Genomic DNA, 25648 nt, shown 5'->3' with positions numbered 1-25648 from the left:
GCGCGACGCTAGGCGCCGCGGCTGCCAGCCGCCCGAGCGGTGCCTGCGCCCGACGTGCGAGCGGCCTTCGCCTTCGCCTGCCCGGTGCCGCGCCGCTCCCGGCGCTCGTCGCGCCGCTCGCGCCGCCCCTCGACCAGGAAGTAGAGCGTCGGCAGCACGATCAGCGTCAGGACCGTGGAGGACACGAGCCCGCCGATCACCACGATGGCGAGCGGCTGCGAGATGAAGCCGCCGTGCCCGGTGAGGCCGGACGCCATCGGGACGAGCGCGAAGATCGTGGCGAGCGCCGTCATGAGGATCGGCCGCAGGCGGCGGGTGGCGCCGTCGAGCACCGCGTTCCGCACGGTCTCGCCGCGCTCCCGGTACTGGCGCACCAGATCGATGAGCACGATCGCGTTCGTCACCACGATGCCGACGAGCATGATCAGGCCGATGAAGGAGGCGACGCCGAGCGGGATGCCGGAGGCGAGCTGCAGCAGGATCGCGCCCGTCGCCGCGAACGGCACCGAGATCAGCAGCAGCAGCGGCTGCCGCAGGCTGCGGAACGTCGCGACCATGATCGTGTAGACGATCAGCACCGCGGCGAGCAGCGCCAGGAACAGCTGCGAGAACGCGTTCGTCTGGTCCGAGGCGAGGCCGCCGAGCGACGCCGACGCACCGGCGGGCAGGCGCACGCCGTCGACCGCGCGCTGCACCTCCGCGATCGCGGCGCCCGTGTTCGTGCCCTTCGGCGTCGCGGTGACCGTGGCGCTGCGGGCGCCGTCCGTCGTGGTCACCGCGGCCGGCTCGGTGCTGAGGGCCACGGAGGCGAGGGACGACAGGCGCTTCTTCCCGGTCGGCGTGGGCACCTCGAGGCGCTGGAGGTCCTGCAGCGTCTTCGGCGGGTCCTGCTGCTCGAGGTAGACGGTGATGCTGTCGTTGCCGACGGTGATCGAGCCGATGTCGGTCGGCTGGGTGCGGCCCGCGACGTACTGCGCGAGCGCCGCCTCCGTGAAGCCGGATCCGGCCGCCTCATCCGCGTCGATCTTCACCGCGAGGTACTGCTGCGAGGCGGAGAGGTTGCTGCTCGCCTCCGCGACGGTGCCGAGGCCGCGCACCTTCTCGAGGATCCGGTCGGCCGCCGCGTTCAGGGCGTCGGCGTTCCCGGCCGTGATGTCGACCGAGATGTCCGTCGAGGTGCCGAAGCCGCTGCCGGAGGAGACCTCGAACTCGCCCTGCGAGCCGCCGAGGCGCGAGCGGATCCGCTGCTGCAGCGCGTCCTGGTCCGCGCTCTCGTCGGTGGTGAGCGAGTAGGTGATCTGCGAGCCGGCCCCGCCGACGAAGGCGTCGCGGGCGGCGTTGCCGCTCGTGCCGATGGACGAGCTGACGATCTCGACGCCGTCGACCGACCGCAGCGCGCGATCCGTGCGCCGGGCCGCCGCCGTCTGCTGCTCGAGGCTGGTGCCGTCGGTCACCGTCTGGGTGACCGTGAGCGTGTTCTGCCCGGTGGAGCCGAGGTAGTTCGTCTGCAGCGACGGCAGCAGCGCGCCGGTGCCGCCGAGCACGAGCAGGGCCGCGAGGACCGTGAGCCAGGGGTGCGCGAGGGTGCCCGACAGGATCGGCCGGTAGGCGCGCTGCAGGGGAGGCAGGCGCTTGCCGGACTCGCGCTTGCTGCGGCCGGGGCGGAGGAACCAGTAGGCGAGCACCGGCACGATCGTCAGCGCCACGAACAGCGACGCGGCGAGCGCGATCGCGACGGTGAGCGCGAAGGGCCGGAAGAGCTCGCCCACCGTCTCCTGCACGAAGGCGAGCGGCAGGAACACCGCGATCGTGGTCGCGGTGGACGCGGTGACGGCGCCCGCGACCTCGCGCACGGCCTCGAACACGACCTTGCGACGGGCGTCGGGCGCGATCCGCCCGCGGTCCTCCTTGCTGTTCGCGAAGCCGGGGAAGTCTTCGCGGAAGTGCCGCGCGATGTTCTCGGTGACGACGATGGAGTCGTCGACGACGCGGCCGATCGCGATGGTGATCGCGCCGAGCGTCAGGATGTTCAGCGAGTACTGCGCCGCCTGCATCCCGATCAGGGTGATGAGCACCGAGGTCGGGATGCTGATCGCGGTGACGAGCGTCGCGCGGACGCTCAGCAGGAACAGCAGGATCACGATGACCGCGAACAGCAGGCCGAGTCCGCCCTCCTGCAGCAGCGACTCGATCGACTGCGAGATGAAGGGCGCCTGGTCGAAGACCGGGGTGAACGCGCCGCCCGCGCCGAGCGCGGCGCGCAGGCCGGGCAGGGCGTCCGCGACCTCGCGCGACACCTGCACGGTGTTCGCCTCGGGCAGCTTCGTCACGGACAGCGTCAGCGCCGGCTTGCCGTTGACGAGCGCGACGGTCGAGACCGGGTCCTTGCCCTCCGCCACCGTCGCCACGTCGCCGATGCGCGGCGGGCGGTCCAGCGAGCCGCCGCGGGCGTTCCACTGCTGCTGCGTGACGCCGCTCAGCGGCAGGGCCCTGATGTCGGCGACGTCGCCGAGCTCCGTGCCGATCTCGATGGAGCGGGTGCGGCCGTCCTGGGTGACCGTGCCGCCCGGCACGAGGGCGCCGGAGGCCTGCAGCGTGTTCGAGATGACGGAGTCCTGCAGCCCGTGGTCGGCGAGCGCGTCCTTCGGGGTCACCGTGATGCGGGTGCCCGGGGCGCCGGCGAGCGTCGCGGCGCGGACGCCGTCGAGCTTCTCGAGCTTCGGCAGCACCGAGTCGTTCACGCGCTGCGCGAGGTCGGTCGTCGAGGCGTCGCCGCTGACGGACAGCGCGACGATCGGCAGGTCGTCGAGGCTGCCCGCGACGACCTGCGGGTCGACGCCGTCGGGCAGCCCGGAGCGGATGCCGTTGATGGCCGCGCTGATCTTCTGCTCGGCGTTGTCGAGGTCGGTGCCGTAGGCGAAGCCGATGCTGACGGTGGAGCTGCCGCTCGCGGAGGTGGAGGAGGTGTCCTCGACGCCGCGGATGCCGCGCACCGCCTGCTCGATCGGTCGACTGACGCGCTCGCTCACGATCTGGGGGGAGGCGCCGCGGTAGGTCGAGATGACGGCCAGCTGCGGGAACTGCACGGAGGGGATCAGCTCCTGCCGCAGCCCGGTCGTGGCGAGGATCCCGAAGAACGCGGCGACGATCGTGACCAGCGCGATCAGCGCGCGGTTGCGGAGGCTGAAGGCGGCGAGGAGCTGCACGCGTCGATTATCGCTGACCGATCGGACAGTGCCGCGCCGCCGGCGACCGGGACCCCGCGTGTTGACAGGCGGAGGGCTCCGAGTACTGTGCTGCCCCGTGACTTCGGCGCCCGACGACGACGGCCGTCGCGTCAAACGCCTGATCCTGGGCGAGAAACTGCCCTCGCACAAGCTCGACGACCAGCTGCTGCCGAAGCACCTGGCGCTGCCGATCTTCGCCTCCGACCCGCTCTCCTCGGTGGCCTACGCGCCTCAGGAGCTGCTGCTGATCCTGCTGCTCGGCGGCACGGCCTTCCTCGCCTTCGCCCCCTGGGTCGCGGCGGTCGTCGTGCTGCTGCTGGCGGTGGTCGTGCTCTCCTACCGGCAGCTGATCAAGGCCTACCCGTCCGGCGGCGGCGACTACGAGGTCGCGCAGCGCAACCTCGGCGAGAAGCCCGCGCTCGTCGTGGCGTCCGCGCTGCTCGTCGACTACATCCTCACCGTGTCGGTGTCGGTCGCCTCCGGGGTCGACAACATCATCTCGGCGCTGCCGGGCCTCGCCGGGGTCCGGGTCGAGCTGGCGCTCGCGATCGTCGTCGTGCTGGCCGCGGTCAACCTCCGCGGGGTCCGGGAGTCGAGCAAGGCCTTCGCGCTGCCCACCTACGTGTTCATCGCGAGCGTCGCGCTGATGGTCGTCGTCGCGCTGGTGCGCACGGTGCTCGGCCAGCCGCCGGTCGCCGCGAGCTCCGCCTACGGCGTGCAGGCCGACCAGGTGACGCAGGTCGGCATGGTGCTGCTCGTGCTGCGCGCCTTCGCGAGCGGCTGCTCGGCGCTGACCGGCGTGGAGGCGATCGCGAACGGCGTGCCCGCCTTCCGCCGCCCGAAGGTGCGCAACGCGCAGTCGACGCTCACCTCGATGGGCTTCATCGCGATCTGCCTGTTCGTCGGCCTGCTCGCCGTCGCGCTGATCGCGCGGGTGCACTACGCGGAGGACCCGTGCGCGCTGATCGGCTGGGAGGCGTGCGCCACGGCGCCGCAACCGAGCCTGATGGCGCAGGTCGCCGGCGCCACCTTCGGCACCTCCTCGCCCCTCTTCTACCTGGTGCAGACCGCGACCGCGCTGGTCCTGCTGCTCGCGGCGAACACCGCGTTCAACGGGTTCCCGCTGCTCGGCAGCGTGCTGGCGCGCGACGGCTACGCGCCCAAGGCGCTGTCGACCCGCGGCGACCGCCTCATCTTCAGCAACGGCGTCATCGTCCTGTCGCTGGTGGCGGGCCTGCTGCTGCTCGTCTACCAGGCGAGCGTCACGAACCTGATCCAGCTGTACATCATCGGCGTCTTCGTCTCCTTCACCCTCGGGCAGACGGGCATGGTCCGGCACTGGATCCGCCTGCTGCGCCGCGGTGCGCCCGGCCGCAGCGCGACGATCCGCAGCCTCGCGATCAACCTCGTCGGCGCGACGATGACCGCGACGGTGCTCGTGATCGTCACGATCACGAAGTTCACCCACGGCGCCTGGCTCGTGTTCGTGATCATGCCGATCCTCTGGGTCCTCATGCTCGGCGTCCACCGCTACTACCGGGACGTGGAGAAGGAGATCGAGGTCGACCCGCACACGACCTTCGGCTCGAAGGGCGACCACGCGATCGTGCTGGTCGGGCGCATGCAGAAGCCGGTGCTGAAGGCCATCGACTACGCGATCGCGGCGAAGCACGACTCCCTCGAGGCCGTGCACGTGTCGATCGACGACGCCGCGACGAAGCGGCTCGAGGACGAGTGGGCGCTCATGAACATCTCGGTGCCCCTGACCGTCGTCCCCTCCCCCTACCGCGACATTAGCGTGCCGCTGATCAAGTACGTGAAGGCGCACCGGGCGACCCACGGCGCCGAGGTCGTGACCATCTACACGCCCGTGTACGTCGTGGGCCACTGGTGGGAGCAGCTGCTGCACAACCACAAGGCGCGGCGCATCCGGCAGAAGCTGATGCTCGTGCACGGCGTGACGCTGGCGCTCGTGCCCTGGTTGCTCGACTCGTCGCAGCTGATCTACGGCCGGCGCTCCCGTCCGATCCCCGGTCAGGACCGCCGCGGCGAGCCGATCCGCCCCCGCATGCCCGTCCGCCGCCACGTGAAGGACGGCGCACCCGCGGCGCCGCCCGCCTCCCTCCGCGCGGAGCCGCCGGCCCCGGAGAAGGACCTCACCCCCCGCTAGCCCACCTCGCTCACGCTTCGTGCCGCCTCGACGGCGTCGGGGCGGCACGAAGCGTGAGCGACGTTCAGGCGTCGGTGAAGAAGCGCGCCATCAGCTGGGCGACGTGGTCCTGCTGCTCGTCGCGGGGCACCTCGAGCACCGCCGGCTGCGGGTCCGTGTCGACCGGCACCGTGGTGTCGCCGAGCGCCGCGAACACCTGGCGGGCGAGCGTGCGCCCGGCGCGGTTCGCGCCCACCGTGCTCGCGGTGGGGCCGTAGCCGGCGAAGAAGATGCGCGGGTCCCGCTCCGCCGCCCCGCTCGTGACCTGGACGCCCCCGACCTTCTCGTGGAGGCGGAGGGGGCTCAGGTGCCGGATGTCGGGCCGGAACCCGGTCGCCCAGACGACGGCGTCGATCGGCTCCCAGGCGCCGTCCGGCCAGACGACCGCGTGCGGCTCGAGGTGGTCGAACATCGGCCGGGGCGCGAGCACGCCGCGCTGGATGGCGGAGGCGATGCGCCGCGTCTTCGGCACGCCCGTGCCCGACACGATCGACGGCAGGGCGCGACCGGTGCGGGCGGCCTCGTCCTGCTGGTCCACCGCGTTCACCGCCGCCTCGAGGTCGAGGGTGCCCTGGTCCAGGTAGTCGACGGGCCGCCTGGTGGCCCACCAGGTCTTCGCCGCGACCCCCTCCAGCTCGAGCAGGAAGCCGATCGCCGAGGTGCCGCCCCCGACCACGAGCACCCGCTGCCCCGCGAAGTCCGCCGCGTCGCGGTAGGTGGCGGTGTGCACCTGCAGCCCGGCGAAGTCGCGCACGCCCGGGTAGTAGGGCACGAACGGCGAGCCCCAGGTGCCGGTGGCGTTCACGACCACGCGCGCCGTGATCTCGCCGACGGTCGTGCGGACCACGAGGTCGGCGCCGCGGTCGAAGACGGCCGCCACGGTGACCGGCCGGCGCACGTCCAGCCCGAAGAAGCGCTCGTAGTGGCCGTAGTACTCGGAGACGACGTCGCGCGCCGGGCGGGTGCGGTCCGCGGTCTCGAAGGTGATGCCCGTGCGACGCATGCCGGGCAGGTCATGGACGCGGTGCGCCGATCCGAGGCGCAGCGCGGGCCAGCGGTGCTGCCACGCGCCGCCCGGTCCCGGGCCGCGGTCGAGGACCACCTGGTCGACGCCGCTGCGGACGCCGAGGCGCTGCAGGTAGTAGGCGACCGAGAGACCGGCCTGGCCGGCGCCGATCACCACCACGTCCGCCCGCGCGGGTACAGCGACCACGGCGATCCCCCTCCCCCGGAGGGCGCGAACGCCGACCGCGCCTCCATCCTGCCGCAACGGCGCGTGTTACGATGAGCGCCAGTTTTCGCACTTTTGCCGCCACATCACCCGCCGCGGCGAACACGACGTGAGGGGGTCCCGCATGGGGCGAGGCCGTCAGAAAGCGAAGCACACGAAGATCGCTCGCGATCTCAAGTACTTCAGCCCGGACACGAACTACAACGCCCTCGAGGCCGAGATCGGCAGCCACTCGAGCGAGGCGCACGCCGGCTGGTCCGAAGAGGACTTCGCGGAGAAGGACGCCAACCGCTGAGGCGGTCCTCCTTCTCCGCGCGCACGGTCGAGTCGAACCGCGGGTCCGCTCCGGCGGACCTGCGGTTCGGTCGTTCCGGCCCTGTCGTGCGCCGGCCGGCCGTGAGCCGCTCCTGAGGCGTCCCGCCTAGGAGGCGTAGGCCCCGACGAGGCGCACGGCGCCCCCGTCGACGCCCTTCGCCCCCGCGACGAACCCGTCACCGGACGCGGCGCCGAAGCGCACCGTCCCGGCGCGCCAGGCGTCCACGCCCGCCGCGGTGAGCGCCGCGCCGACGCGGTCGGCGCCGTCGGCCGCGACGACGGCGAGCATGCCGACGCCGAGGTTCCAGGTGCCCTCCGCGTCCTCCAGCGCGAAGCCGCCGGCCTCCGCCAGGCTGCGGAACACGGGCTGCGGGCTCCAGGTGGCGCGGTCGAGGTCGACGACCGCGCCGACGGGAAGCACCCGCGCCAGGTTCGCGGCGATGCCGCCGGTCACGTGCCCGACCGCGTGGACCGCGCCGCCGTCGGCGCCGTCGAGCAGGTCGAGCAGCGGGGCCGTGTAGAGCCGGGTGGGCTCGAGCAGCTCCTCCCCCAGGCTCCGCGACGACCACCCGGAGGCGGCCGTCAGCGACAGCCGGGCGTCGCGGACGATCCGCCGCACGAGCGAGAACCCGTTGCTGTGCAGGCCGGAGGAGGCGAGCGCGAGCACCACGTCGCCGTCGGCGACGCGATCCGGGCCGAGGAGGCGGTCCGCCTCCACGGCGCCGACGGCGGCGCCCGCGAGGTCGTAGTCGTCCGGCGCGATGAGGTCGGGGTGCTCCGCGGTCTCCCCGCCGACCAGCGCGGTCCGCGCCTCCGCGCAGGCCCTCGCGATGCCGCCGACCAGCTCCGCGATGCGCTCGGGCACCACGCGGCCGCAGGCGATGTAGTCCGTCATGAACAGGGGCGCCGCGCCGACCACGACGATGTCGTCGACGACCATGCCCACCAGGTCCTGACCGACGGTGTCGTGCTTGTCGAGCGCCTGGGCGATCGCGATCTTCGTGCCCACGCCGTCGGTGGACGTCGCGAGCACGGGCCGTCGGAACGCCGTGAGGGCCGACGCGTCCCACAGGCCGGCGAAGCCGCCGACCCCGCCAAGCACCTGCGGACCGTGCGTCGCGGCGACGGACCGCTTCATCAGCTCGACCGCGGTGTCGCCGGCGGCGGTGTCCACGCCGGCGGTCGCGTACAGGTCCGTCACGGTGCGGGTCCTCCCGTTGAACAGGGGGCCGACCGCCGCATGCGAGACTGTCGGCTGCTTGCTTCGAGCCTAGGCCAGGGGGATCCACACCCGAATGTGCGGCATCGTCGGCGTCTCCGCCGCCCAGCCGGTCAACCAGCTCGTCTACGACGCCCTGCTGCTGCTGCAGCACCGCGGTCAGGACTCGACTGGGATCGCGACCGATGAGAACGGGACCTTCCACATGGCGAAGGTCAAGGGCCAGGTCAGGGAGGCGTACCGCACCCGCGACATGCGCTCCCTGCTCGGCAGCACGGGGCTCGGCCACGTGCGCTACGCGACCCGCGGCTCCGCCGCGAGCGAGCAGGAGGCCCAGCCGTTCTACGTGAACGCGCCGTACGGCATCGTGCTCGTGCACAACGGCAATCTCACGAACACGCGCGAGCTGACGGCGGACCTGTTCCACGTCGACCGCCGCCACCTCAACACCGACTCGGACACCGAGCTGCTCGTGAACGTGCTCGCGCACGAGCTGCAGGCGCAGGTCTCGGGCCCCGAGCTCGACCCCGACCACGTCTTCACCGCCGTGCGGCGCGTGCACGAGCGCGTCGAGGGCTCCTACGCCGCGATCGCGCTCATCGCCGGCCGGGGCCTGCTCGCGTTCCGCGACCCCTTCGGCATCCGGCCGCTCACCCTCGGGCGCCGCACCGCCGACCACCTGCCCGGCGTGCAGCGGGACGAGTGGATGGTCGCCTCCGAGTCCCTGGTGCTGGAGGCGAACGGCTACGAGGTCGTGCGCGACATCGCCCCGGGCGAGGCCGCCTTCATCACGCCCGACGGGGAGCTGCACCTGCAGCAGTGCGCGGCGGACCCGCGCCTCGTCCCGTGCTCGTTCGAGTACGTCTACCTCGCCCGCCCCGACTCGACGATGTCGGGCATCTCCGTCTACGAGGCGCGACTGCGCCTGGGCGACCGCCTCGCCGACACCGTCGCGAAGTACACGCCCTTCGGCGACGTCGACGTCGTGATGCCGATCCCCGACTCCGCCCGCCCCTCGGCGATGCAGCTCGCGCAGCGGCTGAACGTCACCTACCGCGAGGGGTTCTACAAGAACCGCTACGTCGGCCGGACCTTCATCATGCCGGGGCAGGCGGTGCGCCAGAAGAGCGTGCGGCAGAAGCTGAACGCGCTCGGCTCCGAGTTCAAGGGCAAGAACATCCTGATCGTCGACGACTCGATCGTGCGCGGCACCACCAGCGCGCAGATCGTCGACATGGCCCGCGCGGCCGGCGCGAACAAGGTGACCTTCGCCTCGGCGGCCCCGCCGGTGCGCTTCCCGCACGTGTACGGCATCAACATGCCGACGCGGCAGGAGCTCGTCGCCTCCGGCCGGAAGATCCCCGAGATCGCCCGCGAGATCGGCGCCGACCACCTCATCTACCAGGAGGTCGCGGACATGCGCGACGCGATCCTCGAGGGCTCCGACGTCACCGAGCTCGAGATGAGCTGCTTCACCGGCGAGTACGTCACCGGCACCGTCACCGACGAGTACCTGCGCTGGGTGGAGGCCAACCAGCTCTCCTGAGCCCGGCCGCGTCCCCCCGGCACTCGTCCTGTCCCCCGTTCTGGGGAGGCGAAACAGGGGGACAGACAGGTTGTTCTGTCCGCACCTGCTGCTATGGTCGGTCTCGGCGGCACCCACCGCTGCACTACCCGAACAGACCGAAACGGTCCTGCGCACCCTTCCCCCGAGGGTCCCGGGACCGGCAGGACCACACTTCCCCCCGCGTGTTCCTGCCACGGTCATCCCGGATGACGACGCCGGGCAGCGACTCCCCCGCACTGGCTGCCCGGCGTCGGTCCGTATTCATGGACCTTCGATCCGCGGGCGGATCGAAGGTCTGTGTCGCTTCGCGCCTCGTGGACCGAGGCGCGGCACGCGACATCGGGGACTTCCGCAGGCGGGCTCCTCCGGCAGGGGCGACCCGCGGCTCGGCTTCTCGACGCGCTGCCTCGCCCTCGTGGGCCCTACTCGGACTCGGCGAGCTGCTCCCCCACGGCCGGTGCGACTCGTCCCGCGTCGACCCTCGCCGGGCGATGCACCTGCGGACGGATCGCGTCCTCGCGTGACCCCGGGGGCGCGGCTGGCGCAGACTGAGCGCATGCACGACCACGGGCACGAGGCGCACGGGCACGGCGCGCCCACGCGGGCGCTCGCCGTCGTGTTCTCGATCACCCTGGTGCTGCTCGTCGTGGAGGTCGCCGGCGCCGTCCTCACCGGCAGCCTCGCGCTGCTCGTCGACGCCGCCCACGTGCTCACCGACGTGCTCGGCCTCGGGCTCGCACTCGTCGCGGCCCGCCTCGCCACCCGCTCCGCCACCTCCCGCCGCACCTACGGCTGGGCCCGCGCGGAGGTGCTCGGCGCCGCCGCCCAGGCCGCCGTGCTGCTCGGGGTCGGCGTCTTCGTGGTGGTCGAGGCGGTGCGCCGCTTCGTGGAGCCGGCGGACGTGCCGGGCCCCGCCCTGCTCGTCTTCGGCGGCATCGGGCTCGCCGGCAACCTCGCCTCGCTGCTCGTGCTGCGCCGGTCGGGCGGCGGCGACCTCAACAGCCGCGCGGCGCTGCTCGAGGTGCTGAACGACGCCCTCGGCTCGATCGGGGTGCTCGCGGCCGGGCTCGTGATCGCCCTCACCGGCTGGACCCGCGCCGACGCCGTCGCTGCGGTGCTCGTCGGCGCCCTGATCGTGCCGCGCACCCTCCTGCTGCTGCGGGAGGCCCTCGAGGTGCTGCTGGAGTCGGTGCCGCGCGGGGTCGACCTGCAGGAGGTGCGGGGCCACCTGCTGCAGCAGGAGCACGTGCTCGCGGTGCACGACCTGCACGTCACGCGCGTCTCCTCCTCCCTCCCCGTGCTGTCGGCCCACGTCGTGGTCGAGCCCGCCTGCTTCCGCAACGGCTCCGCGCCCGCCGTGCTCGACGCGCTGCAGCACTGCGTCGCCGCCCACTTCGCGGTGTCGATGACGCACTCGACGTTCCAGCTCGAGCCGCCCGCGCACACGGAGCACGAGGCCGGCACGCACGCCTGATGCGGCAGGATCCAGGCGTGAGCCTGCTGCCTCCCGCCGCCGAGCCGAAGCGGGTCATGGCCTCGGACGGCGTGCCCCTGGCGACCTACGACCTGGGCGACCCCGATGCGCCGGTGGTGCTCGCGGTGCACGGCTTCGCGTCGTCCGCCTACGCGAACTGGATCGTCACGGGGTGGGTGCGGGAGCTGGAGCGGGCCGGGTTCCGCGTGATCGCGCTCGACCAGCGCGGGCACGGCAGCAGCGGCAAGCCGCACGAGCCCGGCGCCTACTCGATGCCGCAGCTCGTGACCGACGTGCAGACGGTGCTCGACGCCTACCTGGTCGACGAGGCGGCGTACGTCGGGTACTCGCTCGGCGCCCGCGTCGGCTGGCACGCGGCCCTCGGCACCACGCATGCGATCACGCGGGCCGTGCTCGGCGGCATCCCCGACGGCGACCCCCTCACGCGATTCCAGGTCGACGAGGCGAAGGCGTACGCCGCCGGTTCCGCACCCCTGACCGACCGGCTGACGCAGGCCTACGTCTCGATGGCGGAGGGGATCCCCGGCAACGACCTGTCGGCGCTCATCGCGCTCGTCGAAGGCATGCGCGGCGGCGAACAGCCCGACCCGGCGGATCCGCCGCAGCAGCCGGTGCTGTTCGCGACGGGCACCGAGGACCCGATCCTCGCGGCGTCCGAGCGGCTGGCCGCCGCCGCACCGGGCGGCGAGTTCTTCGCGATCCCCGACCGCAACCACTTCAACGCCCCGACGGCGCGCGCGTTCCGCACCCGGGCGCTCGAGTTCCTCCGCGCGTGACGCCGGGGAGGCGGCGGCTCGAGACGCTCGGCGCCGGTGCCGGCGGCTTCCTGGTCGGCACCTTCGGCGTGCTCGTGGTCCCCGGCCGGGCGGTGCCCGTGCCGCCGACCCCGCCGCTGCTGGCGCTCGCGCTCGGCGTGGGCCTCGCGTGCGCCGCGGCGCTCGCCGCCCTCGTGCTCGCCGTGCGGCGGAACCGCGGCGGCGAACGGGAGCTCGTGCGGCTGACGATCGAGCGCGGGGTGCTGCCGGAGGGGGTGGCGCGGACCCGGATGCGGAACGCGCTCGAGTCCCGCTTCGACGTGCTGTCGAGCTGGCGCTGGCTCTGGCCGCTGCTCGCCGGCGTGCAGCTGCTCACCGCGGTGTCGAGGGTGCTCGACGCCGGTCAGACCCCCTACGCGCGGGTCTTCTGGTCGATCGCCGTCGTGTTCTGGGTCGCGGTCGGCGTCTCGCTGCCGCTCCGGGCCCGCCGCGAGCGCCCGGTCGTGCGGCGGCTGCTCGTCGAGCTCGACGGCCCGCAGGAGGCCGACCCGTCCCGCCGCGGCTGAGCGCGGCGTCGGCCCCGGCAGCGCTCGTCCGCTTCGGCAGCCCTCAGGCGCCCGCAGCGCTGCCGGGGGCGAGGTGTGCGGGGGCGAGCGCCGCCGAGCAGCGGGTCAGCGCGGGTCGTCGGCAGACGGCGCGGGGTCGACCGGTCGGTCCGCCGCCGGCGGCTCCTGGCCTGCGACCGCGTCCTCCGGGCGCACGTCGTCCGGCGCCCGACGGCCCGACTCGATCAGCTCGACCTCGACGGTGCGCGCCCTGCGCTCCGCGATGCGGTCCAGCACCAGCGCGAACACGCCCACCACGAGCGCGCCGACGGGCGCGAGCAGCAGGATCAGGAACCCGATGGCCTGGATCTTCGGCACCGTCGCGTCCGGCGGCGTCACGTTGACGGCCACGATCGCGATCAGGGCGCCGAGCACGGCGCCGATGAGCAGGAAGACGCCGACCTTCGGCGCGCGGCGGACGCGCACCGAGCGGCGCTGCGGGTCGCTCATCGCATCACCGCCGGTCGCCAGATCGGCAGCCGGCCGGAGAGGTCCGCCCGGGAGCCCGAGGCCTGCACCGCGCCCGCCTCCATCGCGTCCGTCCAGCCGCGACGGCCCGTCGCCACGTGCAGCCACACCTCTGCCCCCATCTCGACCACGTTCGGCGGGGTGCCGCGGGTGTGCTTGAGCCCCTCGATGCACTGCACGGCGCCGAAGGGCGGCACGCGCACCTCCACCGCGCCGCCGGGGTACCGCTCGCCGAGCAGCTGCAGCAGGTAGCGCACCGCCGTGGCCGTCACCGCGCGGTCCGCGTCGCCGCCGATGGCGGCGGCGACCGCCTGGTCGCCCTCGCCGTCCGGGATCCGTGCTCTCGCCACGATGAGAACGGTACGCGCCGCGCCGATAGGTTGGACGCCGTGCGGATCCTCATCGTCGGTTCCGGTGCCCGCGAGCACGCGATCGCCCGGGCGCTGGCCGCGGAGGGCGCGGGTCACGACCTCGTCGTCGCGCCGGGCAACGCCGGGATCGCCGAGCTCGCCGAGGTGCGGCCCGTGCAGGCGACCGACCCCGCGGCGGTCAGCGAGCTCGCGCTGCAGCTGGGCAGCGAGCTCGTCGTCATCGGCCCGGAGGCGCCTCTGGTCGCGGGCGTGGCCGATGCGCTGCGGGAGCGGGGCGTGCCCGTGTTCGGGCCCGCGCAGGAGGCCGCCGCCCTCGAGGGCAGCAAGGCGTTCGCGAAGCGGATCATGGCCGCGGCCGGCGTGCCCACCGGCCGCGCCGTGGACGTGCGGACCGCGGCCGCGCTCGACGACGCGCTCGACACCACCGGCTCCCCCTACGTCGTGAAGGCCGACGGGCTCGCCGCGGGCAAGGGCGTCCTGGTCACCGAGGACCGGGAGGCGGCCCGCGCGCACGCCCTCCGCTGGCTCGAGACCGGCCCCGTGCTGCTGGAGGAGTTCCTCGGCGGGCGCGAGGTGTCGCTCTTCTTCGTCAGCGACGGATCGGTGGCCCTGCCCCTCAGCCCGGCGCAGGACTTCAAGCGCCTCCAGGACGGCGACGGGGGACCGAACACGGGCGGCATGGGCGCCTACTCCCCCCTCCCCTGGCTCGCGGAGGCGTTCGGCGGCGAGGACCGGTTCGTCGAGCAGGTGCAGGAGACGATCGCCGAGCCCGTGATCGCGCAGCTCGCCGCGGAGGGCACCCCCTTCATCGGCCTGCTCTACTGCGGCCTGGTGGTCGACGGCACCTCGATCAAGGTCATCGAGTTCAACGCGCGGTTCGGGGACCCGGAGACGCAGGTCGTGCTGCCGCGCCTCGCCTCCCCGCTCAGCGGTCTGCTGCACGGTGCCGCGATCGGCGTGCTCGCCGGCGTGGACGCGCCCGCCTTCCGGCCCGAGGCCGCCGTCGGCGTGGTGCTGGCGAGCGCCGGCTACCCCGACGAGCCCGAGCTCGGCGCCCCGATCGGCGGGCTCGACGAGGTCGCGGCGCTGCCGGGCGTGCACGTCGACCACGCGGCCACGGCCCTCGACGAGGCCGGGCTCGTGGCGACCGGAGGCCGGGTGCTGACCGTCGTCGGACTCGGGACCGGCGTCGAGGCGGCGCGAGCGGCCGCATACGCGGGCGTCGACCGCATCGCCTTCCCCGGCAACCAGCACCGCACCGACATCGCGAAGGGGATCGGATGACCGCCGACCTGCCCGGCTTCACGTTCCTCACCGCGGGCAAGGTGCGCGACCTCTACGCGCCCGAGGGGCACGACGACCTGCTGCTCCTCGTCGCGGACGACCGCGTCAGCGCGTTCGACCAGGTGCTCTCGCGCCCGATCCCCGGTCGTGCCGCGCTGCTCACCCGGCTCACGCGCTGGTGGTTCGACCGCCTGCCCGAGGTGCCGAACCACCTCGCCGACGCCGACGACGTGGTCGTGCCGGCCGAGGTCGCCGACCGGTCGATGCTCGTCGAGCGCCTGTCCATGCACCCCGTGGAATGCGTCGTGCGCGCCTACGTGACCGGCAGCGGCTACGCCGAGTACCGGCGCACGGGGTCCATCAGCGGCGTCCCGCTGCCCGAGGGCCTGCAGGACGGCGACCGCCTGCCCGAGCCGATCTTCACGCCGGCCTACAAGGCCGAGCAGGGCGAGCACGACGAGAACATCCCGTTCGAGAAGGTGGTCGACCTGGTCGGCGCCGAGACGGCGGAGGCGCTGCGGGCGACCTCCCTCGCCGTCTTCGCCCGGGCGACCGCCCTGGCGGAGGCGAAGGGCGTGCTGCTCGCGGACACGAAGCTCGAGTTCGGCGACGACGAGCAGGGCCGCCTGGTGCTCGCGGACGAGGTGCTCACCCCCGACTCGAGCCGCTACTGGGACGCCGCCGCCTACGCCGAGGGCCGCCGCGGGGTGAGCTTCGACAAGCAGATCATCCGCGACTGGCTCGCCGCGCACTGGGACGGCCACGGCACCCCGCCCGACCTGCCCGACGAGATCGTGCAGCGAACCGCCGACCGCTACCGCGAGCTCGTCGACCTCCTCCCCGCCTGAGCTCCTCGCGCTGGCGCAGGTGCCGCCCTGGTCCCGGTCTCGGCGGCGCGCTCGCGCGCGACCCGGACAGGCGTGCGCTCCTGCGTCCCCGTCCTCGAACCGCTTGGACCAGCACAGTGGCGCATCACGGTCCCAATTGCGGTCGCTCGCTCGCGCGCAGCTGGGACTGCATCGCACAGATGCGGTCGCTCCCGACGGCCGACGGACCTTCCGATTGGATGGTTGACGCGTCATACTCCTCGCATGACCGACGTGCTCGCACCCGCGACGCTGATGGGCGCCGTCACCCTCGACGTCGCCGATCTTGACGCCATGACCCGCTACTACACCGAAGGCGTCCTGCTGGAGGTGCTCGAGGCCGCACCCGGCCAGGTCACGGTGGGCCGGGCGGGCGTGCCGTCGCTGGTGCTGCGCCACTCGGCGGCGCTGCGCCATGCGCCCCGTTCCGCCGCCGGGCTCTACCACACGGCCGTGCTGTTCGACTCGCGGGCCGCCCTCGCCGCCGCCGTGCACGCCGTCGCCACGCGGTACCCGCGGTCCTTCACCGGGTCCAGCGACCACCTCGTCTCGCAGGCGTTCTACTTCGACGACCCGGAGGGCAACGGCGTCGAGCTGTACTGGGACCGTCCGCGCTCCGGCTGGCAGTGGGACGGCTCGACGGTGCGGATGGGCTCGCTGCCGCTCGACCCGAACGCGTTCCTGCAGGAGCACCTCGACGAGCGCGCCCGGCTCGGCGGCGCCGCCGAGGTCGGCCACGTGCACCTCAAGGTCGGCGACATCGCCACGGCGAGCGCCTTCTACGTCGACGTGCTCGGCTTCGAGACCACGGCCCGCTTCGGCGACCAGGCGCTGTTCGTGTCGGCCGGCGGCTACCACCACCACGTCGGCATGAACACGTGGGAGAGCCGCGGCGCCGGCCCCCGCACGCCCGCGCTCGGGCTGGGGCAGGTGGCCCTCCGCCTCCCGGACGCCGACGCGCTCGGCGCGCTCGCCGACCGCCTCCGCACCGCGGGCGTCGCGGTGCGGGACGACGGGCGGGAGCTCGTGTTCGAGGACCCGTGGCGCAACGCGGTGCGGGCGGCGCTCGCCGACTGACGCCGCGGGCCGGAGGCGCCGTGCGACTCGGTACGCTCGACCGGTGCCCGTGATCGTCGTCGAGGTGATGCCCAAGGCCGAGCTGCTGGACCCGCAGGGGAAGGCGGTCGCCGGAGCCCTGAACCGGCTCGGGAGGTCCGCCTACAGCGGCGTCCGCGTCGGCAAGCGCTTCGAGCTGCACGTCGACGGCGAGGTGACCGACGCCCTGCTCGCGGAGGCGCGCGACGTGGCGGAGACGCTGCTCGCGAACCTCGTGATCGAGGACGTGGTGAGCGTGCACGAGCTGCGCGACGCGGAGGCGCTCGCGTGACCCGCGTCGGCGTCGTCACCTTCCCCGGCTCGCTCGACGACGGCGACGCCCGCCGCGCCGTGCGGCTCGCGGGCGCGGAGCCCGTACGGCTCTGGCACGGCGACCACGACCTGCAGGGCGTGGACGCCGTGGTGCTGCCCGGCGGCTTCAGCTACGGCGACTACCTGCGCTGCGGCGCGATCGCCGCGCGGTCCCCGCTGATGACCGAGGTGATCGCCGCCGCCGAGCAGGGCACCCCGGTGCTCGGCATCTGCAACGGCTTCCAGATGCTGACGGAGGCGCACCTGCTGCCCGGCGGGCTGGTGCGCAACGACCACGGCGCCTTCGTCTGCCGCGACCAGCGGCTGCGGGTCGAGCAGACCGGCACCGCGTGGTCCAGCGCCTTCGCGTCCGGCGAGGAGATCGTCATCCCCCTGAAGAACGGGGAGGGCGGCTACGTGGCCGACGCGGACACGATCGCGCGCCTCGAGGGGGAGGGCCGCGTCGTGTTCCGCTACCTCGAGGTCGACCCGAACGGCTCCGCGAACCACATCGCGGGCATCGCGAACGAGCGCGGCAACGTCGTCGGCCTGATGCCGCACCCCGAGCACGCCGTCGAGCCCGGGTTCGGCCCGGACACCCCCGCGGCGATGCGCTCCGGCGTCGACGGCCTGCGCGTCTTCCGCTCCGCGCTCGAGGCGCTGCTCGCCGCCTGAGCCCTCCCGCTCAGTGGAGGGGGAAGCGGACGGAGGCCGCCGCGCGGACGTCCTCCGTCAGCACGGTGAACGGCACCGCCTGCCGGCCCGCCGCGTGCACCAGCACGAGCAGCCGGTCGCGGATCAGCCAGACGTCCTCCGGACGCGCCCGCGACGACACGTGCATCGCCTCGCGCCACTCGTGCTCGTCGAGGTCGGTGCCCGCACGGGCCCGGGCCTCGGTCACGCCGGCGAGCGCGAGGTTCGCGTGCAGCTCCGCCGCGGTGCGGTGCCGCTGCTCCGGCGTCAGGGACATGCGCACACCCTCCTCCTGCCGCGGTCGCGACGGAGTCGGCGCGCGGTGGGCGGTCGCGCGGATCCCGCGAGCGGAACCGGGCCGCCGGAGGCCCCGTACAGTTGGACGACGTGACGAGCGACGCTCCCGCGAGCCCTGCGACCACCGCCCACGTCGACTCCGTCGAGCGCGCTGCGGCGACGCCCGACCGGGAGCAGCCGTACGCGGCGCTCGGCCTCACCGATGACGAGTACGCGAAGGTGCGCGAGCTGCTCGGCCGCCGCCCCACCTCCGGCGAGCTCGCCATGTACTCGGTGATGTGGAGCGAGCACTGCTCGTACAAGTCGAGCAAGCAGTACCTGCGGCGCTTCGGCGACAAGGTGTCGCCGAAGATGCGCGAGCACCTGATGGTCGGCATGGGGCAGAACGCCGGCGTGGTCGACATCGGCCGCGGCTGGGCCGTGACGTTCAAGGCGGAGAGCCACAACCACCCCTCCTACATCGAGCCGTTCCAGGGCGCCGCGACCGGCGTCGGCGGCATCGTGCGCGACATCATCGCCATGGGCGCCCGGCCGGTCGCCGTCATGGACCAGCTGCGCTTCGGCGACCTCGCGGAGGAGGACACGCTGCGGGTCGTGCACGGCGTCGTCGCCGGCGTCGCGCACTACGGCAACTGCCTCGGGCTGCCGAACATCGGCGGCGAGACGGTGTTCGACGCCGTCTACCAGGGCAACCCGCTCGTGAACGTGCTCGCGGTCGGGGTGATGCGGCACGAGGACCTGCGCCTCGCGAACGCGACCGGCGCTGGCAACAAGGTCGTGCTGTTCGGCGCCCGCACCGGCGGCGACGGCATCGGCGGGGCGTCGATCCTCGCCTCCGACACGTTCTCCGCCGGCGGCCCGACCAAGCGCCCCGCGGTGCAGGTCGGCGACCCCTTCGCGGAGAAGGTGCTCATCGAGTGCTGCCTCGACCTGTTCCACGGGGACCTCGTGGAGGCGATCCAGGACCTCGGCGCGGCCGGCATCAGCTGCGCGACGAGCGAGCTCGCGGCGAACGGCGACGGCGGCATGCAGGTCGACCTCGACTCGGTGCTGCTGCGCGACCCCTCGCTGACGGCGGAGGAGATCCTCATGTCCGAGAGCCAGGAGCGGATGATGGCGATCGTCCGCCCCGACCAGCTCGAGGGCTTCCTCGCCGTCACGTCCCGCTGGGACGTGGAGACGAGCGTGCTGGGCGAGGTCACCGACACCGGCCGCCTCGTCATCACCTGGCACGGCGAGACGATCGTCGACGTCGACCCGACGACGGTCGCCGTCGACGGCCCCGTCTACGACCGGCCGGTCGCGCGGCCCGCCGGGCTCGACGCCCTGCAGGCCGACACCGCGGCGGCGCTGCCCCGGCCGACCGAGGGCGACGAGCTGCGGGCGCAGGTGCTGTCGCTGCTCGCCTCCCCCTCCCTCGCCAGCCCAAGCTGGATCACCGACCAGTACGACCGGTACGTGCTCGGCAACACCGCCCTGTCCTTCCCGGACGACGGCGGCATGATCCGCGTCGACGAGGAGTCGGGGCTCGGCGTCGCCGTCGCGACGGACGCGAACGGCCGCTACTGCGCCCTGGACCCGCGTGCCGGCGCGCAGCTGGCGCTGTCGGAGGCGTACCGGAACGTCGCCGTCACCGGAGCGACGCCGCTGGCCGTCACCGACTGCCTGAACTTCGGCGCCCCGACCAACCCCGAGGTGATGTGGCAGCTCTCCGAGGCCGTCGACGGCCTCGCCGACGCCTGCCTCGCGCTCGAGGTGCCCGTCACCGGCGGCAACGTCTCGCTGTACAACCAGACCGGCAGCACCGCGATCCACCCGACGCCGGTCGTCGGCGTGCTCGGGGTCATCGACGACGTCGCCAAGCGGATCCCGTCCGGCTGGCAGGACGACGGCCTGAACCTGTACCTGCTCGGCACGACCGCGCTCGAGCTCGACGGCTCGGCCTGGGCGGGCGTCGTGCACGACCACCTCGGCGGTCGGCCGCCGGTCGCCCGGCTCGAGGCCGAGCGCGACCTGGCCGGCCTGCTCGCCGCCGCGCGCGACGAGCAGCTCGTGTCCGCGGCGCACGACCTCGGCGAGGGCGGCCTCGCCGTCGCGCTGGCGGAGGGGGTGCTGCGCTTCGGCGTCGGCGCCCGCGTGTTCCTCGGCGAGGTGCTCGAGCGCGACGGCGTCGACATCGCGACCGCGCTGTTCAGCGAGTCGACCGCGCGCGTGCTCGTCGCCGTGCCGCGCGAGGAGGACGTGAAGTTCGTCGGCCTGTGCGCCGGCCGTCGCGTGCCCCGCCTGCGCATCGGCGTCACGGACGCGGAGAGCGGCACCCTCGAGGTGCAGGACCGCTTCGAGGTGCCGATCGGCGACCTGCGCTCGGCCTACGAGGGCACGCTTCCGGCCCGGCTCGGCCCGCGCGTCGGCGCCTGACCCGCCTCTGAGCGGCTGCTCCGCCCGCACCAGCGGGCGGAGCAGCCGCTGACGGGCGGAGGAGGCTCAGCCGCCGGCGACGTCCTCCGCGATGCGCTCGTGGTGGTGGATGACCTCCGCGACGATGAAGGCGAGGAACGCCTCCGCGAACGCGGGGTCGAGGTGCGAGTCCTCGGCGAGCGCGCGGAGGCGGGCGATCTGCTGGCGCTCCCGGTCCGGGTCGGCGGCGGGCATGCCGGCGGTGGCCTTGAGGTGCCCCACGCGCTGCGTGCACTTGAAGCGCTCGGCGAGCAGGTGCACGAGCGCCGCGTCGATGTTGTCGATGCTGCTGCGCAGCGACTGCAGCTCCGCGGCCTCGTCCTCGCTCATGCTCCGACCCTAGGGCTCCCCCTCGTCGCTCACGCTTCGTGCCGCACGACGACCGGGCGCGCGGCACGAAGCGTGAGCAAGGACGGGGATCAGGCGCGGAAGTAGGCGTCGGTCGCGAGGTCCTCGAGCAGGGTCGGGCCGGAGGGGGTCCACCCCAGCTCGCCCCGGGTGACCTCGCTGGTCGCCGCCAGGTCCATGCCGAGGACGTGCCCGATGAAACCGAGGCGCCGCGTCGCCTCCTCCTGATCGACGGACCGGGTCGGCAGCCCGAGGCCCCGCCCGATCGCCTCCGCGATCTCCCGCGTCGGGACGCCCTGCTCCGCGACGACGTGGACGGCGGTGCCGCCGTGCGCTCGCTCGACGGCGCGGGCGACCGCGTCCCCGGCATCGGAGACGTGGACGGCCGACCACGCGTTCTCGCCGTCGCCGACGAACAGCGCCGCGCCCGCCTGCCGCGCGGCCTGCACCAGGAAGGCGATGAAGCCGTGGTCGCCGGCGCCGTGGACGGTCGGTGCGAAGCGGAGGCTCGCGGCTCGCAGCCCCGTCCCGGCCGCGGCGTCGAGGGCCAGGTTCTCGGTGCCGCCGCGCATCGCCTCCGGGCCCCGCGCGTCGATGCGGTCCGTCTCGGCGATCGGCCGCCCGAGCCGGTACCCCGCGAGCCCGGAGGCGAGCAGGAACGGCTTGTCGGTGCCGGTCAGGGCGTCGACGAAGGTCTGGACGGCCGCGCGGTTCGTGCCCGTCGGATCGCTGAAGTCGTGCTTGTTCGCGAGGTGGACGACGGCGTCGGCCTCGAGGGCGGCGGCCCGCAGGCCCGCCAGGTCGTCGAGGTCCGTGCGGCGGACTGCGGCACCGAGCCGCTCGAGCTTCGCGGCGGACGCGTCGGACCGGGCGGCGCCGACGACCTCGTGACCGCGGGCCAGCAGCGAGGCGGTGGTGGCCGATCCGATCCAGCCCGATGCTCCGGTGATGAACACGCGCATGCGCTCCTCCTTCTTCGTCAGTGACTGACATCACTGTACACTCCGATGTCAGTCGCTGTCATGGGTACCCTCGGACCGTGACGCGCTGGGAGCCGGGGACGAAGGACCGCCTGCAGGCGGCCGCGATCGCCCTGTTCCTCGAGCGGGGGTACGAGGAGACGACGGTCCAGGACATCGCCGCGGCGACGGGCCTGACGGAGCGGACGTTCTTCCGGCACTACGCCGACAAGCGCGAGGTGCTCTTCAGCGGCGGCGAGCAGTACCGCCAGGGGTTCGTCGACGGCGTGCGCGCCGCCCCCGAGGGCGCAGGTCCGCTCGAGCTCGTCGAGGCCTCCCTCGTCGGCGCCGCCGACTTCTTCCCGCCCGAGCGGCGACCGTGGTCGCAGCGGCGGCAGACCGTCATCGACGCGAATCCCGCACTGCGGGAGCGGGAGTCGCTGAAGCGCGCCGCGATCACGGACACCATCGAGACCTGCCTCGAGGAGCGCGGTGTGACGGCACCGGAGTCCCGGCTCGCCGCCGAGGTCGGCGGAGCCGTCTTCACGACCGCGTTCCGCCAGTGGCTCGCCGACGACGAGGAGCGGCCGCTGCAGGACATCGAGCGCGAGCTGCTGCGCCGCCTGCGGGCGCTCGTCCCGGCCGATCCGGGCACCTGATGGGCGCGACCCTCCCGGTATCCTCGACGGGGATGGAGCACGCCGCGGGAATCGACTTCGGCGTCATCGAGGTCGTCGGCGTCATCGGCATCGTCGTGATCGTGCTGGTCGCCGCGTTCTCGCGCCGCCTCGGCATCGCCGCCCCGATCTTCCTGGTCGTCATCGGCGTCGGGATCTCCTACGCGCCCGGGGTCCCGGAGCTCGAGGTGCCGCACGAGTTCGTGCTCGACGTGCTGCTGCCGCCGATCCTGTACGCGGCGGCGATCCGGCTCTCCTTCGTCGACTTCCGGCGCAACCTCGGCACGATCGTCAGCCTCTCGGTGGTCCTCGTCGTCGTGACCGCCTTCGGCACGGGGTTCGTGCTCTTCGACAGCCTCGACCGGCTCGACCTCGCCGCGGGCATCGCGCTCGGCGCGGTGCTGAGCCCGCCGGACGCGGTCGCGGCGACCGCGGTGGGTCGACGGCTCGGGCTGCCGCCGCGACTGCTCGTGGTGCTCGAGGGCGAGGGCCTCGTCAACGACGCCACCGCGCTCGTGCTGTTCGGCTCCGCCGTCGCGCTCGTCGGGGCGAAGGCCGAGGTGAACCTGCTGCTGACGGCCGAGCAGTTCGCCTTCGCGGTCGTCACGGCGGTCGTGATCGGCTTGATCGTCGGCGTCGTCACGGTGGCCGTCCGCTCGCGGCTCGACGACTCCGTGCTCGCGACCGCGATCTCGATCACCGTGCCGTTCCTCGCCTTCGCGCCGACGAACGCGATCGGCGCCTCCGGCGTGCTGGCCGTCGTCGTCGCCGGGCTCTACACCGGGTACGCGAACCCGGGGTCCGTCTCGGTGCTGACCAGGACGAGCGACCGCATCAACTGGAGCACGATCCAGTTCCTCCTCGAGAACGCCGTCTTCCTGCTGATCGGCCTGCAGATCCGGTCGCTGGTGGAGGACGTGGACGCGAACTCCTCGGAGCTGTCCCTGACGTCGACGATCGCGCTCGGACTCCTCGCCACCGTCATCCTGATCGCGCTCCGGTTCCTGTGGGTCGGCCCGCTGGTGCTGCTGCTCAAGCTGCGCGAGCAGCACGCCGAGGCGCGGACGCTGCGCTCCCTGCAGTTCCTCCAGGCGCGGCTGCGGGAACCGGCTGCCGGGTTCCGCCGGAAGCGGATCAGCGCCCTGCGGCGTCGCTACACCCGGCAGCGGGCGGACCTCGAGCAGCTGCGGAGCCAGTCGATCGACTGGCGCGGCGGCGTCGTGCTCGGCTGGAGCGGCATGCGCGGCGTGGTGACGCTCGCGGCCGCCCAGTCGCTGCCGGACGTGCCGTACCGGTCGCAGCTGATCCTGATCGCCTTCGTCGTCGCGGTCGTGACGCTGCTGCTGCAGGGCGGCACCCTCCCCGCACTGATCCGCGCGCTGCGGATCAGCGGCATCGACGAGGAGGAGGACCAGCAGCAGCTCGCCGCCCTGCTCGACGAGCTGAGCTTCACCGGCCTCGCGGTGCTCGACGACCCGTCGGGGGTCGTGGACAGCACGACCGACGTCGACCCCGAGGTGATCGAGCGGGTCCGCCAGGCCTCCTACCTCCGGGCGGAGGCCGCGTGGGAGCGCAGCCACAGCGGTCACCTGCCGCTCGAGGCGACACCGCACCGGCTCTTCCGCCGGCTCCGCCTCGCGGTCGTGGAGGCCGAGCGCGAGCACCTGCTCGAGCTGCGACGGCAGGGCCTCTACCCGGCCCGCATCGAGGACCGGGCGCAGGCGCTGCTCGATCTCGAGGAGGCCCGCCTCCGTCCCGCCCGCAGCGACCACTGACCCTGTTCACGGATCAGGGGATCCGGTCTGCCGGATCCCCTGATCCGTCAACGCGAGAGCGTCAGCCCAGGAGGTCGCGGCGGACGATGACGCCGTCGCGGGCGGGGCCCACGCCGATCACGGAGATCGGGGCGCGGCTCATCTCCTCGAGCGCGAGCACGTACTCCTGCGCCGCCCTCGGCAGGTCGTCGAACGAGCGGGCGCCGGTGATGTCCTCGTCCCAGCCCGCGAACTCCTCGTAGACCGGGGTCGCGTGGTGGAAGTCGGACTGGCTGACGGGCACCTCGTCGACGCGACGGCCGTCGACCTCGTACGCGACGCAGACCGGGATCCGCTCGAGGCCGGTGAGCACGTCGAGCTTCGTGAGCACGAAGTCGGTGACGCCGTTGATGCGCTGCGAGTAGCGGGCGATCGGGGCGTCGAACCAGCCGGTCCGCCGGGGGCGCCCCGTGGTGGTGCCGAACTCGAACCCGCGCGAGCGGAGGAACTCCCCCGACGCGTCGTGCAGCTCGGTCGGGAACGGCCCGGCGCCGACCCGGGTCGTGTAGGCCTTCGCGACCGCGATGACCCGCTGCATCCGGTTCGGCGCGACCCCGGAGCCGGTCGCGGCGCCGCCGCTCGTCGCGTTGGACGAGGTGACGAAGGGGTAGGTGCCGTGGTCGACGTCGAGCATCGTCGCCTGGCCGCCCTCGAACAGGACGGTGCGGCCTTCGTCGAGCGCGGTGTTGAGCTCGAGCGCGGTGTCGGCCACCATCGGCCGCAGGCGGTCGACGTACTGCAGCAGGTCGGCGACGACCTCGTCGGCACCGATCGCGCGGCGGTTGTAGACCTTCAGCAGCAGGTGGTTCTTCTGGTCGAGGGCGCCCTCGACCTTCTGCCGCAGGATGCCCTCGTCGAACAGGTCCTGGATGCGGATGCCGACGCGGTTGATCTTGTCCGCGTAGGTCGGGCCGATGCCGCGGCCGGTGGTGCCGATCTGGCGCTTGCCGAGGAAGCGCTCGGTCACCCGGTCGATCGTGCGGTGGTACTGCGTGATGACGTGCGCGTTCGCGGAGACGCGGAGGCGGGACACGTCGACGCCGCGCGCGGTCAGCGCCTCCAGCTCGGAGAAGAGCACCTCGAGGTCGATCACGGTGCCGTTCGCGATGACGGGCACGACGCCGGGGCTGAGGATGCCGGAGGGCAGCAGGTGGAGCGCGAACTTCTTGTCGCCGATCACGACCGTGTGGCCGGCATTGTTGCCGCCGTTGAACTTGACGACGTAGTCGACGCGGCCGGCGAGCAGGTCGGTCGCCTTGCCCTTGCCTTCATCGCCCCACTGGGCACCGATCAGGACGATTGCGGGCATAGGAGGATCCCTTCCTCTTGAAGTGCAACCCTATCGAGCCGCCGGACCCCCTGTTCAAGTTGCACGCACGTGTGC

The 25648-nt window shown here is 73.4% G+C and carries 23 protein-coding genes; 14 read left to right on the top strand and 9 right to left on the bottom strand.

Translation table 11 applies throughout. From position 1 onward, the window contains the following. Positions 1 to 8 precede the first annotated feature (8 nt). Positions 9 to 3206, bottom strand: a complete 3198-nt coding sequence (locus ABEA53_RS10685; RefSeq protein WP_345481142.1) for an efflux RND transporter permease subunit — start codon at positions 3204 to 3206, stop codon at positions 9 to 11. Between the two features lie 97 nt (positions 3207 to 3303). On the opposite strand from ABEA53_RS10685, the gene ABEA53_RS10680 reads away from it, so the two are divergent. Next, complete coding sequence (locus ABEA53_RS10680) at positions 3304 to 5397, top strand: APC family permease (RefSeq protein WP_345481141.1); 2094 nt, start codon at positions 3304 to 3306, stop codon at positions 5395 to 5397. 64 nt (positions 5398 to 5461) lie between these two features. Here the strand turns inward: ABEA53_RS10680 and ABEA53_RS10675 are convergent, their stop codons facing one another. Beyond that, complete coding sequence (locus tag ABEA53_RS10675) at positions 5462 to 6649, bottom strand: FAD-dependent oxidoreductase (RefSeq protein ID WP_345481139.1); 1188 nt, start codon at positions 6647 to 6649, stop codon at positions 5462 to 5464. Between the two features lie 142 nt (positions 6650 to 6791). Here ABEA53_RS10675 and ABEA53_RS10670 point away from each other — a divergent pair, with 142 nt between their 5' ends. Beyond that, a complete protein-coding gene (locus ABEA53_RS10670; protein WP_345481138.1) occupies positions 6792 to 6962 on the top strand; it encodes a DUF3073 domain-containing protein in 171 nt (56 codons plus the stop codon). A gap of 126 nt (positions 6963 to 7088) precedes the next feature. On the opposite strand, the gene purM is transcribed toward ABEA53_RS10670, so the two are convergent. Next, the gene (purM, locus tag ABEA53_RS10665) at positions 7089 to 8183 is read right to left on the bottom strand and encodes a phosphoribosylformylglycinamidine cyclo-ligase (RefSeq protein WP_345481137.1); all 1095 of its coding nucleotides are present in this window, start codon (positions 8181 to 8183) and stop codon (positions 7089 to 7091) included. Between the two features lie 94 nt (positions 8184 to 8277). Here purM and purF point away from each other — a divergent pair, with 94 nt between their 5' ends. The 4 genes from purF (at position 8278) to ABEA53_RS10645 (ending at position 12584) form a co-directional block, all read left to right on the top strand. Beyond that, on the top strand, positions 8278 to 9747 hold the full coding sequence (gene purF / locus ABEA53_RS10660) for an amidophosphoribosyltransferase (RefSeq protein ID WP_345481136.1): 1470 nt from the start codon (positions 8278 to 8280) through the stop codon (positions 9745 to 9747). 577 nt (positions 9748 to 10324) lie between these two features. Continuing rightward, positions 10325 to 11242 (top strand): cation diffusion facilitator family transporter, encoded by a 918-nt coding sequence (locus tag ABEA53_RS10655; protein ID WP_345481135.1) that lies wholly within the window; start codon positions 10325 to 10327, stop codon positions 11240 to 11242. A 17-nt stretch (positions 11243 to 11259) separates the two neighbouring features. After that, on the top strand, positions 11260 to 12039 hold the full coding sequence (locus tag ABEA53_RS10650) for an alpha/beta fold hydrolase (protein WP_425550619.1): 780 nt from the start codon (positions 11260 to 11262) through the stop codon (positions 12037 to 12039). After that, a complete protein-coding gene (locus tag ABEA53_RS10645; protein WP_345481133.1) occupies positions 12036 to 12584 on the top strand; it encodes a hypothetical protein in 549 nt (182 codons plus the stop codon). Before ABEA53_RS10650 ends, ABEA53_RS10645 begins: the two co-directional genes overlap by 4 nt. 105 nt (positions 12585 to 12689) lie before the next feature. On the opposite strand, the gene ABEA53_RS10640 is transcribed toward ABEA53_RS10645, so the two are convergent. Beyond that, positions 12690 to 13073 carry a hypothetical protein gene (locus ABEA53_RS10640; protein ID WP_345481132.1) on the bottom strand — a complete coding sequence of 128 codons (384 nt, stop codon included), beginning with the start codon at positions 13071 to 13073 and terminating at the stop codon, positions 12690 to 12692. Further along, positions 13070 to 13441, bottom strand: a complete 372-nt coding sequence (locus ABEA53_RS10635) for a sterol carrier family protein (RefSeq protein ID WP_345481131.1) — start codon at positions 13439 to 13441, stop codon at positions 13070 to 13072. The genes ABEA53_RS10640 and ABEA53_RS10635 overlap by 4 nt, the downstream gene beginning before the upstream one ends. A gap of 39 nt (positions 13442 to 13480) precedes the next feature. Here ABEA53_RS10635 and purD point away from each other — a divergent pair, with 39 nt between their 5' ends. The 5 genes from purD to purQ all read left to right on the top strand — a co-directional run bounded on the left by purD (position 13481) and on the right by purQ (position 17694). Beyond that, positions 13481 to 14746 (top strand): phosphoribosylamine--glycine ligase, encoded by a 1266-nt coding sequence (purD, locus tag ABEA53_RS10630; protein WP_345481129.1) that lies wholly within the window; start codon positions 13481 to 13483, stop codon positions 14744 to 14746. Continuing rightward, positions 14743 to 15594, top strand: coding sequence for a phosphoribosylaminoimidazolesuccinocarboxamide synthase (locus ABEA53_RS10625; RefSeq protein ID WP_345481128.1), 852 nt, complete (start codon positions 14743 to 14745; stop codon positions 15592 to 15594). Before purD ends, ABEA53_RS10625 begins: the two co-directional genes overlap by 4 nt. Before the next feature lie 243 nt (positions 15595 to 15837). Further along, positions 15838 to 16689: a VOC family protein gene (locus ABEA53_RS10620; RefSeq protein WP_345481127.1), complete on the top strand. Its 852-nt coding sequence runs from the start codon at positions 15838 to 15840 to the stop codon at positions 16687 to 16689. A gap of 43 nt (positions 16690 to 16732) precedes the next feature. Then, positions 16733 to 16999 carry a phosphoribosylformylglycinamidine synthase subunit PurS gene (purS, locus tag ABEA53_RS10615; protein ID WP_345481126.1) on the top strand — a complete coding sequence of 89 codons (267 nt, stop codon included), beginning with the start codon at positions 16733 to 16735 and terminating at the stop codon, positions 16997 to 16999. Beyond that, the gene (gene purQ / locus ABEA53_RS10610) at positions 16996 to 17694 is read left to right on the top strand and encodes a phosphoribosylformylglycinamidine synthase subunit PurQ (protein ID WP_345481124.1); all 699 of its coding nucleotides are present in this window, start codon (positions 16996 to 16998) and stop codon (positions 17692 to 17694) included. The genes purS and purQ overlap by 4 nt, the downstream gene beginning before the upstream one ends. Before the next feature lie 10 nt (positions 17695 to 17704). Here purQ and ABEA53_RS10605 read toward each other — a convergent pair whose 3' ends face one another. Next, on the bottom strand, positions 17705 to 17989 hold the full coding sequence (locus ABEA53_RS10605) for a DUF2316 family protein (protein ID WP_345481123.1): 285 nt from the start codon (positions 17987 to 17989) through the stop codon (positions 17705 to 17707). A 110-nt stretch (positions 17990 to 18099) separates the two neighbouring features. Here ABEA53_RS10605 and purL point away from each other — a divergent pair, with 110 nt between their 5' ends. Next, positions 18100 to 20427, top strand: a complete 2328-nt coding sequence (gene purL, locus ABEA53_RS10600; RefSeq protein WP_345481121.1) for a phosphoribosylformylglycinamidine synthase subunit PurL — start codon at positions 18100 to 18102, stop codon at positions 20425 to 20427. A gap of 66 nt (positions 20428 to 20493) precedes the next feature. On the opposite strand, the gene ABEA53_RS10595 is transcribed toward purL, so the two are convergent. Both ABEA53_RS10595 and ABEA53_RS10590 read right to left on the bottom strand, forming a co-directional pair. Beyond that, a complete protein-coding gene (locus ABEA53_RS10595; protein WP_345481120.1) occupies positions 20494 to 20796 on the bottom strand; it encodes a chorismate mutase in 303 nt (100 codons plus the stop codon). Positions 20797 to 20885: 89 nt separating this feature from the next. Then, entirely contained in the window at positions 20886 to 21776 is an 891-nt protein-coding gene (locus ABEA53_RS10590) for an NAD-dependent epimerase/dehydratase family protein (RefSeq protein ID WP_345481119.1), read from the bottom strand. A 77-nt stretch (positions 21777 to 21853) separates the two neighbouring features. Here ABEA53_RS10590 and ABEA53_RS10585 point away from each other — a divergent pair, with 77 nt between their 5' ends. Continuing rightward, positions 21854 to 22432 (top strand): TetR/AcrR family transcriptional regulator, encoded by a 579-nt coding sequence (locus tag ABEA53_RS10585; RefSeq protein ID WP_345481118.1) that lies wholly within the window; start codon positions 21854 to 21856, stop codon positions 22430 to 22432. 32 nt (positions 22433 to 22464) lie between these two features. After that, complete coding sequence (locus ABEA53_RS10580; protein ID WP_345481117.1) at positions 22465 to 24225, top strand: cation:proton antiporter; 1761 nt, start codon at positions 22465 to 22467, stop codon at positions 24223 to 24225. 61 nt (positions 24226 to 24286) lie between these two features. Here the strand turns inward: ABEA53_RS10580 and ABEA53_RS10575 are convergent, their stop codons facing one another. Further along, on the bottom strand, positions 24287 to 25573 hold the full coding sequence (locus ABEA53_RS10575) for an adenylosuccinate synthase (protein WP_345481116.1): 1287 nt from the start codon (positions 25571 to 25573) through the stop codon (positions 24287 to 24289). Positions 25574 to 25648 lie beyond the last annotated feature (75 nt).

The sequence above is a fragment of the Amnibacterium soli genome, from assembly GCF_039544415.1.
GTDB lineage: Bacteria > Actinomycetota > Actinomycetes > Actinomycetales > Microbacteriaceae > Amnibacterium > Amnibacterium soli.
The sequence above is the reverse complement of the archived record's forward strand: the minus strand, read 5'-3'. Positions and strand labels throughout refer to the sequence as shown.

Bases quoted from the DNA above. Each gene is read 5' to 3' on its own strand.
- ABEA53_RS10670 (WP_345481138.1), top strand. From the start codon at position 6,792: ATGGGGCGAGGCCGTCAGAAAGCGAAGCACACGAAGATCGCTCGCGAT.
- purF (WP_345481136.1), top strand. From the start codon at position 8,278: ATGTGCGGCATCGTCGGCGTCTCCGCCGCCCAGCCGGTCAACCAGCTC.
- ABEA53_RS10655 (WP_345481135.1), top strand. From the start codon at position 10,325: ATGCACGACCACGGGCACGAGGCGCACGGGCACGGCGCGCCCACGCGG.
- ABEA53_RS10640 (WP_345481132.1), bottom strand. From the start codon at position 13,073: ATGAGCGACCCGCAGCGCCGCTCGGTGCGCGTCCGCCGCGCGCCGAAG.
- ABEA53_RS10625 (WP_345481128.1), top strand. From the start codon at position 14,743: ATGACCGCCGACCTGCCCGGCTTCACGTTCCTCACCGCGGGCAAGGTG.
- ABEA53_RS10620 (WP_345481127.1), top strand. From the start codon at position 15,838: ATGACCGACGTGCTCGCACCCGCGACGCTGATGGGCGCCGTCACCCTC.
- ABEA53_RS10605 (WP_345481123.1), bottom strand. From the start codon at position 17,989: ATGTCCCTGACGCCGGAGCAGCGGCACCGCACCGCGGCGGAGCTGCAC.
- ABEA53_RS10595 (WP_345481120.1), bottom strand. From the start codon at position 20,796: ATGAGCGAGGACGAGGCCGCGGAGCTGCAGTCGCTGCGCAGCAGCATC.
- ABEA53_RS10590 (WP_345481119.1), bottom strand. From the start codon at position 21,776: ATGCGCGTGTTCATCACCGGAGCATCGGGCTGGATCGGATCGGCCACC.
- ABEA53_RS10580 (WP_345481117.1), top strand. From the start codon at position 22,465: ATGGAGCACGCCGCGGGAATCGACTTCGGCGTCATCGAGGTCGTCGGC.
- ABEA53_RS10575 (WP_345481116.1), bottom strand. From the start codon at position 25,573: ATGCCCGCAATCGTCCTGATCGGTGCCCAGTGGGGCGATGAAGGCAAG.